General features: G+C 40.4%; 12 protein-coding genes. 9 read left to right on the top strand and 3 right to left on the bottom strand.

The annotated features are described in order from the left end of the window. Positions 1 to 189: 189 nt before the first annotated feature. Together CYP54_RS03090 and CYP54_RS03085 are read right to left on the bottom strand one after the other, a co-directional pair. Entirely contained in the window at positions 190 to 534 is a 345-nt protein-coding gene (locus CYP54_RS03090; RefSeq protein ID WP_103604163.1) for a hypothetical protein, read from the bottom strand. A gap of 4 nt (positions 535 to 538) precedes the next feature. Continuing rightward, positions 539 to 1,861 carry an NFACT RNA binding domain-containing protein gene (locus CYP54_RS03085; protein WP_103604164.1) on the bottom strand — a complete coding sequence of 441 codons (1,323 nt, stop codon included), beginning with the start codon at positions 1,859 to 1,861 and terminating at the stop codon, positions 539 to 541. Positions 1,862 to 2,091: 230 nt separating this feature from the next. On the opposite strand from CYP54_RS03085, the gene CYP54_RS03080 reads away from it, so the two are divergent. Beyond that, positions 2,092 to 4,206 (top strand): TonB-dependent siderophore receptor, encoded by a 2,115-nt coding sequence (locus CYP54_RS03080; RefSeq protein WP_103604162.1) that lies wholly within the window; start codon positions 2,092 to 2,094, stop codon positions 4,204 to 4,206. 84 nt (positions 4,207 to 4,290) lie between these two features. Then, positions 4,291 to 5,556, top strand: a complete 1,266-nt coding sequence (leuC, locus tag CYP54_RS03075; RefSeq protein WP_103604161.1) for a 3-isopropylmalate dehydratase large subunit — start codon at positions 4,291 to 4,293, stop codon at positions 5,554 to 5,556. A 307-nt stretch (positions 5,557 to 5,863) separates the two neighbouring features. Here leuC and CYP54_RS03070 read toward each other — a convergent pair whose 3' ends face one another. Continuing rightward, the gene (locus CYP54_RS03070) at positions 5,864 to 6,100 is read right to left on the bottom strand and encodes a SemiSWEET family transporter (RefSeq protein WP_149719581.1); all 237 of its coding nucleotides are present in this window, start codon (positions 6,098 to 6,100) and stop codon (positions 5,864 to 5,866) included. A gap of 145 nt (positions 6,101 to 6,245) precedes the next feature. Between CYP54_RS03070 and CYP54_RS03065 the strand changes: the two genes are divergently transcribed. From CYP54_RS03065 to CYP54_RS03035, 7 genes are all read left to right on the top strand, one after another. Continuing rightward, complete coding sequence (locus tag CYP54_RS03065; RefSeq protein ID WP_103583209.1) at positions 6,246 to 6,734, top strand: DUF7832 domain-containing protein; 489 nt, start codon at positions 6,246 to 6,248, stop codon at positions 6,732 to 6,734. A 105-nt stretch (positions 6,735 to 6,839) separates the two neighbouring features. Beyond that, on the top strand, positions 6,840 to 7,415 hold the full coding sequence (locus tag CYP54_RS03060; RefSeq protein ID WP_103583208.1) for a molybdenum cofactor guanylyltransferase: 576 nt from the start codon (positions 6,840 to 6,842) through the stop codon (positions 7,413 to 7,415). Beyond that, positions 7,405 to 8,373 (top strand): phospholipase A, encoded by a 969-nt coding sequence (locus CYP54_RS03055; RefSeq protein ID WP_258033645.1) that lies wholly within the window; start codon positions 7,405 to 7,407, stop codon positions 8,371 to 8,373. The genes CYP54_RS03060 and CYP54_RS03055 overlap by 11 nt, the downstream gene beginning before the upstream one ends. A gap of 166 nt (positions 8,374 to 8,539) precedes the next feature. Beyond that, the gene (locus tag CYP54_RS03050) at positions 8,540 to 9,934 is read left to right on the top strand and encodes a GntP family permease (protein WP_103604160.1); all 1,395 of its coding nucleotides are present in this window, start codon (positions 8,540 to 8,542) and stop codon (positions 9,932 to 9,934) included. Next, a complete protein-coding gene (locus tag CYP54_RS03045; protein ID WP_103604159.1) occupies positions 9,931 to 11,064 on the top strand; it encodes a glycerate kinase family protein in 1,134 nt (377 codons plus the stop codon). Before CYP54_RS03050 ends, CYP54_RS03045 begins: the two co-directional genes overlap by 4 nt. A gap of 187 nt (positions 11,065 to 11,251) precedes the next feature. Continuing rightward, positions 11,252 to 11,995 carry a 4Fe-4S dicluster domain-containing protein gene (locus CYP54_RS03040; protein WP_345968869.1) on the top strand — a complete coding sequence of 248 codons (744 nt, stop codon included), beginning with the start codon at positions 11,252 to 11,254 and terminating at the stop codon, positions 11,993 to 11,995. A 13-nt stretch (positions 11,996 to 12,008) separates the two neighbouring features. Beyond that, complete coding sequence (locus CYP54_RS03035; RefSeq protein ID WP_103604157.1) at positions 12,009 to 14,999, top strand: molybdopterin-dependent oxidoreductase; 2,991 nt, start codon at positions 12,009 to 12,011, stop codon at positions 14,997 to 14,999. The last annotated feature ends 82 nt before the right edge of the window (positions 15,000 to 15,081 follow it).

The following is a 15,081-nucleotide window of genomic DNA, read 5'->3' as shown; positions in this document are numbered from 1 at the left end:
TTTAGGAAGTAGTTGGTTAAGAGTCCTTCGATCTTGCTACCGAGCGGGCAGGCTTTAGGTGAGTCAGAGTGGATCTTAAAAAGTTTTTCTTTATCATTTACTGCGTTAAAAATTTGAAGGAGGGTTAGGTGTTGGGGGAGTATTGCTGGCTTGAGATGTGGTATTTGTGGAGCTGGGGGTGTTTAGGCATCAAATAGTTATGTCAAGCATGTGATGTTCGCTAGGTGCTATTTCCTCATTATTTGCTATATCGTCCAAATTTTCTCCGTCACTATCTCTTGAATTTTGTTTTTCATTCTCAAACTCACTTGCCTCTTCTTCATTTTTTTGGCGTTCATGCTCCTTTTCAGGGTCTATTTTATAAGACTCTTCCATCGGACGCACCTCTTTTATCTCTTCACTTTGTTGCGAGGCAAGCTCAGCTGCCATCAAAGATTGCATATCAAATCTGGCTTGTTGATTTGCATGCACTTGAGATACCACTGGGGCATTTTGATTTATAAAGTTACTATTTCCTAAAGGTGTTACAGCCATTTTTTTAGCCTTTATTTATGATGATAGTTTTATAGTTCGTATAAGTGACATTTGCACCGTTTTCACGTTTTAAATTTTCACGCTTGGTGTAGTCTACCTCGTATCTGCCAGCCCCCTTTACACTAAATTCCACGCAGAATTTAGCTGCCATTTCTAGCACATCTTCAGGCACCCTACTCTTGTTTGTCTTGATGATGACATGGGCGCTTGGACTATCCTTTAGATGTAACCATATATCGTCTTTTTTGGCAAGGTCAAGCAAATTTATATTGCCTTTTTCGTTTCTACCAACTAGTATTTTAAATTCTCTAACGTAAAAAATTTCAGCATTTTCACTCACATCTTTTACGTGGCGTTCTCTTTGTTTTGCCTTATTTTTTGGGCTTAAAATTTCAAGCTCATAGAGGCTGTTTGCCTCTTTTAAAAGCGACTTTAAGCCTTCAAAAAACTCGATTTTTTCTTTTAAATTTCTCTTTTCTATATCTACACCAATGGCTTTTGCACGAAATTTTTTTGATCTTGTGTAAAACTCATTTGCACTATTTTTTGGTGTATCGCCAAGAGTTAGTTTTATCTCATTGCCATCAAAATCTTTCAGACAAATTTCCCTCTCATAGCCCTTAAAATTTCCCAAATTTGCAAGCAAAAGCGATCCTAAATTTGCAGCCTCCTCGCTTTTTTTCATTAGCTCATCTTTGCCTTCAAGTGAGTTTAAAATTTCACTCATACTATCTATCTTTTTTTGTACGCTTGCAAGCTTCGCCTCTTTTAAGCTAGCTATCCTAGACTCATTTACTCTAGCCGCTTCACTTCTAAAAAACGCCTCAAAGTCTATTATTTGTTCACACGGCTTTTCTTTTATCTCGATAGCCGGTAGCTCTTTTAAAATTTCTCCAGTTTCTATTTTACGGTAGCTATTATCGATATGCCTTAGAGCCTCAATAATTACGTTGTTTTCGTCAGTTATCACAGCATTTGTAAAGCGGCCTGTAAATTCAAGATAGAGGATAAAATTTTCACTTTTATATGAGCCACTTTGCGTGCAGATAAATTTTAAAATTCTATTATCTTTTAAGCACTCAACGCTTTTTATATGTGAGGCATTAAAGCGCTTTTTTAGCACATTATCAAAAGGCGCTTGATAAATTTTTGCTTCTTTTTGCTCATCATCTTTATAAATAGCAGAGTTTGATTTATTTAGATCAAAGATGATCTTCTCGCCATTAAATTCGATCAAAATAGCCATATCATTGATGCGTTTTGCTTGGTTTATCTTTGTAAAATTTGATAAATAACTTGCTATTTGAACTAAATGTGCGTACTTCATGCTAAAGATTATATCAGAAATGTTGCAAAAATGTTTTAACAAAAGCTTCATCGCTTTTTGTGACAGAATAGTAAAATCTGTTTTTATGGTCTTGTTTTTAATTTTGAAAATGCTTCATTTGTAATGTTATTGAAATATAAATTTTTCGTAAATTTTTTCATAAAAATTTAAATTTTGTTTATATATAATGATAACCGTTTTTATAATATTAAAATTTTGAGGAAAAATAAATGAATAAATTTCGCATTAGTGCGGTGCTTTGTTTTGCCATTTCTGCGTTAAATGCTACTGATGTAAGCTTAGATGGTATCAGCGTTGAAGATAGCGCAGACGATGGATATAGAGCCACAACGAGCGAAGTAGGCAAAACAAATACGCCTATTTTAGAGATCCCGCAGACGGTAAACGTCGTAACCCAGCAGCAACTAAAGGATAAAAAGCCAGAGACCCTAGCCGAGAGCCTTCAAAATGTGAGCGGCGTTAGCTACGGCAACACCACGGGCGGCATCTTTGACTCAATCATAAAAAGGGGATTTGGCGGCGGACGCGACGGCTCGATCATGCGAAACGGGGTGCCCGCTAGCGTCATGCATAGCTTTAACAAAACCGTAGAAAGCGTCGAGGTGCTAAAAGGCCCGGCTAGCTTGCTCTACGGCGCGCAAGAACCTGGCGGCATCATAAATATGGTCACCAAAAAGCCAAAATACGACTTCTCAAACGAAATTTGGGCGGGTATCGGCAACCGCAACTACTGGAATACAGGCTTTGATACCACAGGACCTATTGCAGAGAGCGGATTTGCGTATAGATTTATATTTGATACTATGCAAAAGGACTACTGGAGAGAATTTGGCGAATATAAAAACGTCCTCTTTGCGCCATCGCTTTCGTATAAAGGCGATGACTACCGCATAAATTTAGCCTATGCGCACACACGCTCGACCGATCCGATCGACCGCGGCATGTATCTCATTCCAAGCACTGGGAAACTACTACCCATAGATAAGAAAAGACGCCTTGACGAGCCATTTAATAAGCTAAAAACAAAGCTTGACACGCTAGATGTAAATTTTGAGAAAAATCTCGGCGAAAACTGGCTACTGCGCGGCGCTTACGCGTTTTCCCGCTCAAAGCACGAATACGGTCACATCAGGCTAATGAACGTAAATTTAAACACCGGCATGGCGACTAGGCGAAACGAATATTACGACGGATTTATCCATCGCACGCATGCTGGATCGTTAAATTTAAACGGCTACGTTAAAACTGGCGAGATAGAGCATAATTTACTCTTTGGCATCGACGCAAAGGAATACTACCGCTATAGACCAGGTGGCCTAAAAGATACGGGTAACCACTTAAGCATCAACATATATCATCCTATCTATGGAAGAGTAGGGCTACCAACTGCCAGGGAGTCAAGCATCCAGTATCAAAAGCTAAAAACTATCGGATTTTACGCACAAGATAGCATAAATTTAACTGAAAACTTAATCTACTCTTTAGGAACTAGGTATGAATACTACGACCAAGTAGCTCGCGGCACAACAAGTGGACCAAATAGCACAGATCAGCAAGATGGCAAATTTACGTGGCAAACTGGGCTTTTATATCTACTAACGCCTCAGTGGTCGGTCTATACCAACTACGCACAAAGTTTCAATCCGCAAATGGCTATGAAAGGCGATATCGGTGACATAAAGCCTGAAGAGGGCAAAAGTATAGAGTTTGGATCTAAATTCCAAAACGATAGCATAACGGCAAGTGCAGCGGTTTTTAATATCAATAAGAAAAACATCATGCGTACCGTAAGTGGCGTGAGTACACCAGTGGGCGAGGCGCGCTCTAGAGGATTTGAGTTTGACTTTAACGGCCGCGTGACGCAGGGACTAAGCGTGGGCGCTAGCTACGCATTCACAAAGACTGAGGTGCGAAATGATAGCGGAGCGTTTGCCGTGCTAGTGGGCAAACCGCTAGAAGCAACGCCTAAGCACCAAGCCAGCTTGTTTGCTAACTACGACTTTAGCCACTTAGGAGCAAAAGGCCTAAGGATCGGCGGCGGAGCAAGGTATTTTGGCTCATGGTACACCTACTACATGAGGACGAATCTACCGGCCGTGCCAGCAGGAACAGCATTCAAGATGGATAGTGCGGTTGTTTACGATGCTTTTATCAGCTACGATACCAAGATCGCTGGTTATGAGACAAATTTTTCATTTAACGTCAAAAACTTGACCAATAAACTATACTACACTTCATCATCGACTGGCACGGATGCTAATATCATACCGATACAACCAGGCTATGCTCGCCAGTTTATGCTGACCGCTAGCGTTAAATTCTAAATTTACTAGGCCTTTTGGCTTAGTAAATTTTCTTTAAATTTAGCAATTTTCGTTAAAATCGCCTCAAAAATTTAAAGGAAATTTATGAAACAAACTATCACCGAGAAAATATTTTCAGATCACGTTGGTAAAGAGGTAAGCGCAGGAGAGATCATCGAGAGTAAGATCGATATGATCATAGGCAACGACATCACGACGCCTATTTCGATCAAGCAGTTTGAGCGAAGCGGCGCTAAAAAGCTAGCTAACCCAGACGGCTTTGCTATCGTGATGGACCACTACATCCCGACAAAGGACATCCTAAGCGCAAATCAAGCCAAAATTTCACGCGAATTTGCCTATAAACACGACCTTAAAAACTATTTTGACGAAAAAGATATGGGTATCGAGCACGCGCTTTTGCCTGAAAAAGGGCTAGTCATCCCAGGCGACGTCATCATCGGCGCAGACAGCCACACCTGTACGCACGGCGCTCTTGGAGCGTTTAGTACTGGCATGGGCAGCACCGACCTAGCTTATGCGATGATCACGGGCAAAAACTGGTTTAAAGTGCCTGAGAGTATCAAGGTCGTCTTTAAAGGCAAGCTTGATAAGCACGTCTACGGCAAGGACCTCATCCTTGAGATCATCCGCCAAATAGGCGTTGATGGTGCACTTTACAAGGCGCTTGAGTTTAGCGGCGAGGTGATAGAGGGACTTAGCATGGATGATAGATTTTCAATGTGCAATATGGCGATCGAAGCTGGCGCAAAGAGCGGTATCATCGCGGTTGATGAGATCACAAAAGAGTTTTTAAAAGATAAAAATTTACGCGATAAACCAAAATTTTTCTACTCAGACGAGGGTGCAAAATACGACAAAATTTTAGAGATAGATGTGACTAATCTTGATCCAGTTATCGCATATCCATTTTTGCCAAGCAACGGCAAGAGCGTAAGACAAGCGGTTCGTGACGATTTAGCCATTGATCAGGCATTTATCGGTTCATGCACAAATGGCCGCCTAAGCGACCTTCGCATCGCAGCACAAATTTTAAAAGGCAAAAAAGTAGCCCGCAAAACAAGGCTCATCATCACTCCAGCGACGCAAAAGATCGCAAGAGCTGCCGAAAAAGAAGGCTTAATCGATATTTTCATCGAAGCAGGAGCGGTTGTGAGCAATCCAACTTGTGGTGCCTGCCTTGGCGGATATATGGGCATTTTGGGTGCAAATGAGCGCTGTATCTCAACAACAAATAGAAATTTCGTAGGCCGTATGGGTGATAGAACGAGTGAAATTTATTTGGCTAACTCAGCAGTTGTAGCGGCCTCAGCCATAGCAGGTAAAATCGCCGATCCAAGGGACTTATAGGCGTTAGCTTTTAAGTATCTTTGAATGAGTTAGAAATTTCCACACTTTGATAAACTACGTGTTTTATCTTGTGTGAAAATTTCGTCACAACATCCAAATCTATCTTAAAATCTTGCCGCTCTAGGCTTGTTTTTACATAATCAAATAAAATTTAAAAGTATCTCTTCTAAAAAAAGCTTTTATTTTTCTAATTGACAAAATTGAGTTAATTCTTTGTGAAATATCAAAAAATTTAAAGTATTTGTATGGATTAATTTAGCCGTTAAATTTGACTATTTTTGAAAATTTACCGGCTATTTTTAGCGCATTAAAACGCTGTTATAGTTGCCAAAAGACCAAAGATTATGCCCGGAAAGTTTGCAGCAGAAAGTGGATAGTCTTTTTTAGCTTTTAATAGTCCATAACTTGTCCAGATTGTGCAGTTTAGTGCGGCTGCCAGTGGCTGTATAAAAGGCGTCTTGTTGCCATCAAGGTTGCCCATTATTTGTGGGATGTATGAAAAGTACATAACAACTGATAGGCATGTGCCGATCCAGCCTAAAATTTGTAGATTTTTTTTTCGCTCATTGCTTTAAATAAAAGCGCCATTATATCTTTTTTAATCGTAGCAAGCAAATGGATAAAATGGCCATGATTTTTACTGCGATTAAGATGGTTTTAGTAAAATTGAGCATTTTAAAAGGATAAAAATGCCAGATATAGTATATGACAAAGCAAAATGGCACTGGGGTGCGAAAGATGCGCCGACTGATATACCGCATGAAAACGGTGCGACACACATTGCATTTTTCTTTCGCTGGTGCATGGAACACAAATTTTATTCAAAGGAATTTGCGGCAGATTTTGCGGACGATATAGCACAGATGGATGAAAATTTTAACTATCGTCAGTATCTTTTTGACGCTATGGACGGCGTACTTGGAAGTGCGGAGCTAAATACTGCTGGTAAAGCCTTTGCAAAAGCTTACTATACGACTGATCGGACAAAATTTGCCAAAATGTATGGTTGGTATTTGCAGGATTATACTGATTTTGTTTCGAAAAAATTTGGTGAAAAATACTTTGATAATGCCTATTTTTATATAGAAAACTCACAAGAAAACTATGCCTTGATCAAAGCTATCATTGATCGTCGCTACGAGGAATTTTTAACAATGAAAACGGCAAAGCAGGCTTAAAATTTCACAAGTAGGATAAACAAAAATAAGTTTTTATCACATATTTTTGGTAGATCAAAGCCGCTTTTAGCTAAATTTAGCCTCATAACTTTCTTAAGGAAAAAGATGCAAACTTGCGTGATTTTAGCAGGTGGCAAAAGCTCACGTATGGGGCAAGATAAGACACTTTTGCCATTTGGTGGTTTTAAGACGCTTACTCATTATGAGGTCGCGAAATTTAGCAAAGTTTTTGGCGAAGTTTATGTAAGCTCAAAATTTGAGAAATTTAGCCCGCCACTAAAGCTTATAAAAGATGAAAATAGCAATAACTATTCGCCAATGCTCGCACTTTACTCCATTCTTAAAAATTTTGATCATAGTATTTTTGTGATACCGGCTGATATGCCATTTTTTGATCTTAAAAGCTTAGAGGAGCTTGTTAAATTTAAAGATGAATTTGATATGGTTGTGGCTAGTGATAATGAGCACATTCACTCGCTTTGTGGTTTTTTTAGCCCAAGGCTTGCCACTTTGGCCCATGAGTTTTATTTAAAAAATGAGCATAAAATCGGACTTTTGAGAAAAAGCTGTAAATGCAAAGTCGTAAATTTTAAAGATAGTGAGCAGTTTTTTAATGTAAATTTCCCTGACGAATACGAAATGGCAAAGAAAATCCAAGAAAAGAAGATAGATGATGAGTAAAATTTTATTATTTTTAAGCCTTGGCCTTAGTTTTTTGATGGCAAGTGGGCTGGATGATTTTAAAAGAGCACAAGAGCTGGAGCAAAGTGGCGACATAAAGGCTGCGATGCAAATTTATAAAGAGCTAGCCAAAAGCTCTTTAAACGAGCAAAACGCGATACAAAATTTGCAAGCAATCGAGCCAGCGCCAAGAGAGGCGAAGCTAAAGCAAGCCGATCTTTTAAGAGAATATAAAAGTAGTAAAAATTTACAAAATGCACTTGGTATCGAGCTTTATAAATTTAACTACCTTTTGCCAGTAACTTATGCTAAAAATGTGCCAGATGATGAGCGAAAGAGCATTGAAACTAAGTTTCAAATAAGCCTTGCAAAGCCGTTATTTTATGACCTGTTTGGGCTTAGAGAGAGCCTTGTAGCAGCCTACACGCAGACATCTTGGTGGCAGATAACAAGAACTTCAGCTCCATTTCGTGAGACGAACTATCAGCCAGAAATTTTTCTAAATTTTGCTTCTCCAAAATATTTGGAGCAAATAGGTGTAAAAAACCTAAAATTTGGACTTTTGCATGAGTCAAATGGACGAGATGGCAAAAAATCAAGAAGCTGGAATAGAGCTTATTTGCAAAGTGATTTTGTTTTTGGCAAGCTTAGCATTTCGCCAAGAGCTTGGATGATAGTAGGCAATAAGGGCGATAATAAAGATATATTAAAATACATCGGGCATGGCGATGTAAGGCTTAGCTACAACCTTAATGATCACATTTTTAGCCTAATGCTAAGAAATAACTTACATTTTGATAAAACAAATAAAGGTGCTGCTGAAATTTCATATATGTTTCCTATCTTCTCAACCGGAGTTTATGGCTATTTGCAGTATTTTACTGGATATGGCGAGAGTTTGATTGATTATAATAGGCATACTGATAAATTTGGTCTTGGTTTTGTTATTTTAAAATAAGCTAAAAATTTTAAACTTATAAAATGGCTAAATTTAGGCAAATAGTCATAAATTTACTCAAATATGTCAAAAAAATTTAATTAATCAAAAAACTTAAAAATATTAGAAAAAATACAAGCAAATTTTGCTAAAATCTTAAGCAAAATCTCAGAGCAAAGGAGTTTTTATGAGCGGAATCTCACTAATTGTCTGTTTTGTTGTAGCTATCATGCTTATGATCGTTATGATCTCTAAGCTAAAAGTGCATCCATTTTTGGCACTTATGAGCATATCTTTGGTTCTTGCGATCGTCGCAGGCATCGATCTGTCCAAGATCCCAGCGATGATAGGTGTCGGCTTTAGTGGCACATTTAAGAGTATCGGTATCGTTATTATCTTTGGAACGATAATCGGCACTGTGCTTGAAAAAACGGGAGCTGCACTAAAGCTAGCTGATATGGTCGTAAAGCTAGTCGGACAAAAGCGTCCAGAGCTTGCTATGCTCATCATGGGCTGGGTTGTTGGCATTCCGGTATTTTGTGATAGCGGATTTGTCGTTTTAAACTCTATTCGCGAGGCACTTTATAAGAAAATTTCAGCAAGTCCAGTCGCGATGTCAGTCGCTCTAAGTGGCGGCCTATACGCATCTCACGTCTTTATCCCGCCAACTCCTGGCCCAATAGCAGCCGCAGGAACACTTGGTCTTGGCGGAAATTTACTCCTTGTCATCATCATGGGAACAGTCGTTTCAGTACCTGTTTTGATAGCTGTTTATTTCTTTTCAAAGAGTGTTGGCAAAAGTGTGGCTATCAGCGACAAAGATGCTGACGCTACTATCACAGCTAGCTACGATGAGCTTTTAAAGAAATTTGGCAAATTGCCTTGCGGATTTTTAAGCCTTGCTCCTATCATCATGCCTATCATTTTTATGGCGATTGGTTCTATTGTCGATGTTTTGGCAAAACAAGGCATGCTTGATAAAACGGCTCTCTTACCAAAGATACTTTTATTTTTAGGAAATCCTATCATTGCTCTTGCAATCGGCGTGATCTTTTGCGTGTTTTTATTAGTAGAAGCCAGAAAGATAAGAGAATTTGACCACATCACGAACGAGTCTTTAAAGATCGCTGGTCCGATACTCTTTATCACAGCAGCTGGCGGTGTTTTGGGTAATGTCATCACTGAGGCTGGCTTTGTAAATTTCATAAAAGAAAATGCAACCGCCATAAAAGCGATAGGAATTTTCTTCCCATTCATCATCTCGGCCGTACTAAAAACCGCTCAAGGAAGCTCGACCGTGGCTATCATCACGACAGCATCTATCATGGGCGCATTTAGCGCTGATAACTCGCTCATGCATACACTTGGCTTTACGACCGAGCTTTCAGCTGCGCTTTGTGTCATGGCGATAGCATCAGGTGCTATGTGTGTATCTCACGCAAATGACAGCTACTTCTGGGTTGTGACAAATTTTAGCAAGATGAGCGCAGAACAAGGATATCGCACACAAACGGCTATGACATTTATAATGGGCATCGTTGGTATAATTAGCGTTTATATCTTATCTTTGGTGCTTTTATGAGAATTTTAGTTGCGATTGATTCATTAAAAGGCTCGCTTAGCTCGCTTGAAGCGGGCCTTGCTGTAAAAGAAGGACTAGAAGAGATTGGCTGCGAGGTCATCGTTAAACCTATCGCAGATGGTGGCGAGGGTAGTGTAGAGGCGATGGCTGATGCACTTGGCGCAAAATTTATAGATACGATAGTTAAAAATCCACTTGGAATTGAAATTTTAGCTAGATATGCACTAAAAGATGACCTTGCTATACTTGAAATGTCAAGTGCTTCGGGCCTTACACTCATAAATCCGGACGAGAGAAATCCACTAAAAACTAGCACATTTGGCTTTGGCCAGATGATAAAAGATGCCATTGCTAAAGGCGCTAGAAAATTTATCATTGGCATCGGCGGAAGTGCGACAAATGACGCTGGTACAGGCATGCTTAGTGCACTTGGCTTTAAATTTTATGATAAAAATGGTGCTTTACTTGAAGGAAAAGGCGAGAATTTAGCCAAAATTTATGAGTTTACAGATGAAGAGGCGCTAAAAGAGCTAAAGGAGTGTGAATTTTTAATCGCCTGCGATGTAGACAATCCTCTTTATGGCATGAATGGAGCAGCCCATGTTTATGCTCCTCAAAAGGGTGCAAATGGCCGCATGGTAAAAGAGCTTGATGATGGGCTAAAACACTTTGCAGCTCTTGTAAAGGAAAAGACTAATAGTAAATTTCACACACAAAAAGGTGCTGGTGCCGCTGGCGGACTCGGTTTTGCATTCGTGGCATTTTTAGGAGCGAAACTTCGCCCAGGTATTGAGATCATTACACAGACTATTGCACTTGAAGATGAGATCAAAAAGGCTGATCTAGTCATCACTGGCGAAGGCCGCATGGACTTTCAAAGCTCAATGGGCAAGACACCAACTGGGGTTGCAAAACTAGCCAAAAAGTACCATAAGCCAGTGATCGCATTTGCTGGAAGCGTGCAAAAATGCGCCAAAGATTGCCACAAAAATGGGATTGATGCCTATTTTTGTATATTAAATGAGCCAGTGAGTCTTGAAGAAGCGATGAGAAAAGATGTCGCGATTAGAAATTTAAAGATGACAGCGGAGCAAGTCATTCGCCTTTATATGCTAAACCATAAAGCATAAATTTAAGAAGATAGAAGTTTATTTTCTATCTTTTTCCCACTTCTTTCTAAATTTTACTATCCAAATTCTATCTTTTAAGTGCTACAAAAATTCTCAAAATTTAATACATTTTGCAAAAATATAAAATAAACTTTAGAAAAAATATTTACTATGCTAAAATAAGAAAAAATTCTAAAAAGAAAGGAGAATTTTTATGCAACAGACCTTAAATTCTCGTCGCAGCTTCATTGCAGCTGCGGGACTGTTTTTCGCTACGACCGTACTAAAGGCAGCACCAAAGGACTTTAGTGGTAGTGGCGTTCGCTATGGCATGGCGATAGACCTTACAAGATGTGTTGGCTGTCAGTCATGTACTATGAGCTGTATGATGGAAAATGACGTTCAGCCAGGCGCTTTTAGAACCATTGTCTCCGAGTATGAAGCAAAGGATAAAAGCGGCAAAATGGCAGTCATAGCCTCACTTCCAAGACTTTGTAACCACTGCAACAATCCAGCTTGTATCGATGTTTGTCCAACTGGTGCTAGCTACCAAAGAAGCAACGGTATCGTTAAGATCGACACAAAAGAGTGTATAGGCTGTGCGCTTTGCGTGGAGGCCTGTCCGTATCACGCAAGGTATCTTAGCCTGCATACCTATAAAGCTGATAAATGTACATTTTGCGACCACAGACTAAGAGTAGGACTCTTGCCAGCGTGTGTAGAGAGCTGTGTGGGTGGTAGTCGTATCATAGGCGATCTTAACGATCCTAGCTCAAATATTAGAAAATTTCTAGCCACACATGAGACTATGGTTATAGATAGCCCTAAAAATACAAATCCACAGGTGTTCTACCACGGCGTCAGCGAAATTTTGGCTAAAAACAATAAAAAACTCGAGCTTGATAACGGATATAAAAAGGTTATCAGCTGGAGCGAAGAGATAGCACAGTAAAAGGAAATAAATAATGCAAAGAAGAGAATTTTTAAAAAGATCAGCCGTGCTCTCAACACTAACCACGAGTGCTATACTGGCAGATGAAGATAAGGACGACTATAAACCGCAGTCAAACTCGCTAGAGCCTGAATTTCGAGTAAAGGACGGCAAAATTTCACTTAGTGATGGACATAGTGTTATCTTTTCGATGTGCCATGGCTGTACGACGAAGTGTGGTATAAGGCTTCACGTAGATGATAAAAACGACAAAGTTGTAAGATGTAGTGGCAACCCATACCACCCACTTTCAAACGTACACTGGGCAAATTTTGACACATCGATAAATGACGCACTTCTTGCCACAACACTAAGTGGTGAAGACGAAAAGCGAGCCACAGTTTGCGCTAGAGGAGCGATATTGCCTGAGATGATAGACTCGCCAGCAAGGATACTAACACCGCTAAAGAGAGTTGGCAAAAGAGGTGAGGGCAAGTGGAAGAGCATAAGCTTTGAGCAGCTAGTAGAAGAGGTAGTGGAGGGCGGAGATCTCTTTGGTGAGGGGCATGTTGATGGGCTAAGAGCAATATATAGCGACGAGCTAATCGACAGCGAAAACCCAGAATACGGCACCAAACGTAATCAATTTTTAAGCTTTTACCTATATGACGGACGCTCTGATATCGTTGATCGCTTTGTCAAAAAGTCATTTGGCACCATAAATCACTACTCACACGGCGGAATTTGCGGTGGCGGCTTTAGGGTCGGTGGTAAGATCGCACACAACGCAAAGGGCTTTGCACACACAAAACCAGACTATGAAAACTCTAAATTTGTCATCTACTGGGGCACTTCGCCGTCAAATGGTGGCAACCCTTTCCAAAAACAGGCAAAAATGCTCTCTTACGCAAGAGGCACTAGAGATGACTTTAGCTACGCAGTGGTCGACCCAAGCGTTACAAACGCCGTAAAATACGCCTCTTCAGATAAAGGCCGCTGGATAGCGATAAAGCCAGGCACCGACTCAGCTCTAGCCATGGCAATGATACGCTGGATCATAGAAAATGAAAAATACGCTACAAACTACCTTATCCAGCCAAATTTAGACCAAGCAAAGCTAGCTGGCGAGATACACTGGTGCAACGCCACGCATCTAGTCATCACCGAAAAAGGTCACAAAGACTACGGCAAATTTGCACTTATCAATAACGAGTGGCAGGTCTGCTCGCAAGATGGCAAGATACAAAGCTACAAGGTAAATGAAGCAGCCAAGCTCTACTATAAAGGTAAAATTTTAATAGACGGCAAAAAAGTCGAGGTAAAAAGCTCAATGCAGCTTTTAAAAGAGTCAGCTTATAAGCATAGCTTAGAGGAGTACTCAAAAATTTGTGGCGTGAGCATTGAAGATATCGTCTGGCTTTGCGAAAATTTCACCAAAAATGGCAGACAGGTGAGCACAAACGTGCATGGCGGTATGATGCATACGCAAGCCGGTATGACTACTTTTGCGATACTTTGTCTAAACACACTCATGGGCACTTATGGCTACAAAGGCGGCAACGTCAATGCAAGTGCCGGCACTCACGAGTTTTTAAAGGGAAGATATGACCTTGAGAGCTTTGAGGGTGCTTATAAACCAAATGGTCTAAATTTATCAAGATCAGGCAAATACTACGAAACAAGCTCTGAGTATAAGCGTAAAGTAGCAGCTGGCGGCAGCGGCTATCCAGCACAGCAGCCGTGGTATCCTATCTCTATGCCACTTGTAAATGAAACTCTTACGAGCCACAAGGCTGGCTATCCATACAAAGTAAAAGTTTTCATAAACTATATGACAAACGTACTTTACGGCCAAGCAGGACTTGAAAGAGCGGTTTTAGACGTGCTAAAAGATAGTAAAAATTTACCACTTTTTGTGGGCATAGACGCCTTTATGAACGAGACAAACGCCTATGCTGACTACATCGTACCAGACGGAGTAAATTTAGAAAACTGGGCACTTCCAAACTCTCTTTGGGGAACGATTGCTAAAACTTCAGTTGTGCGCTATCCAGCCGTTAGCTCAAAGCAGGCAAAGGATAAAAACGGCGGCGCGATCGACGTTGAGGCATTTTATATAGCCGTAGCAAAGAGGCTTGGACTAAAAGGCTTTGGCAAAAATGCCTTCAAAGACAAAGACGGAAATTTCATGGATCTTGACGTAAAAGAGCAGTATTATGCGGCTGCACTAGCAAATTTAGCCTTTGATGGCGAGGGTGTGAAAGATATAAGCGACGAGGACAAAAAGCTTAGTAAGATATCAAGAGTGATGACAAAACTTGATCCTTATCTAAAAGACGAAGAGAAGCCAAAAGTAGCGCACATACTAGCAAAAGGCGGCAGATACGATAGCTACGAGAGTGCTTACAAGGGCGATAAAGCAACCGTAAAAGTGCCAGCGCCTATGCCAGCTTCTATCTACTATGAGCCACTTGGTGGGCATAGACACTCAATAACAGGCGAATTTATGCCAGGAGTGCCAAGTCTAATGCTGCCAGTAGCAAGTGACGGCACGCCGCTTGAGAAATTTTTCCCACGCTCTGAGTGGAAATATACAGTGAGCTCAAGAAAGTCAAATATCCAACACTTCTACACATTTGTTAGTCCAAGGCTAAGATCTGTTCATCCTAAGAATTTCATAAGGGTATCGACAGATGTGGCTAGCGAGCAGGGCATTCGCTCAGGCGATAAAGTTAAAGTGACTACGCCTTATGGTGCGCAAGTTGGTGAGGCATTTGTGACAGACGGCGTTGCTAGCGGGGTTATTAGTATCGAACATGGATTTGGTCATGATGAGTTTGGCATAAGAACGCACATCGTCAATGGAAAGCCAGCTTTTGGGATCGCAAATTTAGAAAAAGGGGTCAATCATAACAAGCTTGGACTTCTTGATCCAAAAAGAAATGGCGAATTTAGTTTAAATGACTGGTTGGTTGGCACTTGCGCTAGACAAGCACTTCCTGCAAAGATAAGGAAAATCAGCTAGTTTGATATAAATTTGGTGAGTAGAGTAAAATTTGCTTGCCAAATTTCACTTTTTGTAAGAGCTTTTGACTGGTGGATTGTAA

It is taken from the genome of Campylobacter concisus (assembly GCF_002914005.1).
In the GTDB taxonomy this organism is placed as follows: Bacteria; Campylobacterota; Campylobacteria; order Campylobacterales; family Campylobacteraceae; genus Campylobacter_A; species Campylobacter_A concisus_N.
This window is presented reverse-complemented; position numbering and strand designations above follow the sequence as displayed.

Coding starts and splice junctions, on each gene's coding strand:
- CYP54_RS03055 (WP_258033645.1), top strand. CDS start 7,405: ATGATGAGTAAAATTTTATTATTTTTAAGCCTTGGCCTTAGTTTTTTG.
- CYP54_RS03035 (WP_103604157.1), top strand. CDS start 12,009: ATGCAAAGAAGAGAATTTTTAAAAAGATCAGCCGTGCTCTCAACACTA.
- CYP54_RS03045 (WP_103604159.1), top strand. CDS start 9,931: ATGAGAATTTTAGTTGCGATTGATTCATTAAAAGGCTCGCTTAGCTCG.
- CYP54_RS03090 (WP_103604163.1), bottom strand. CDS start 534: ATGGCTGTAACACCTTTAGGAAATAGTAACTTTATAAATCAAAATGCC.
- CYP54_RS03080 (WP_103604162.1), top strand. CDS start 2,092: ATGAATAAATTTCGCATTAGTGCGGTGCTTTGTTTTGCCATTTCTGCG.
- CYP54_RS03065 (WP_103583209.1), top strand. CDS start 6,246: ATGCCAGATATAGTATATGACAAAGCAAAATGGCACTGGGGTGCGAAA.
- CYP54_RS03050 (WP_103604160.1), top strand. CDS start 8,540: ATGAGCGGAATCTCACTAATTGTCTGTTTTGTTGTAGCTATCATGCTT.
- CYP54_RS03060 (WP_103583208.1), top strand. CDS start 6,840: ATGCAAACTTGCGTGATTTTAGCAGGTGGCAAAAGCTCACGTATGGGG.
- leuC (WP_103604161.1), top strand. CDS start 4,291: ATGAAACAAACTATCACCGAGAAAATATTTTCAGATCACGTTGGTAAA.
- CYP54_RS03085 (WP_103604164.1), bottom strand. CDS start 1,861: ATGAAGTACGCACATTTAGTTCAAATAGCAAGTTATTTATCAAATTTT.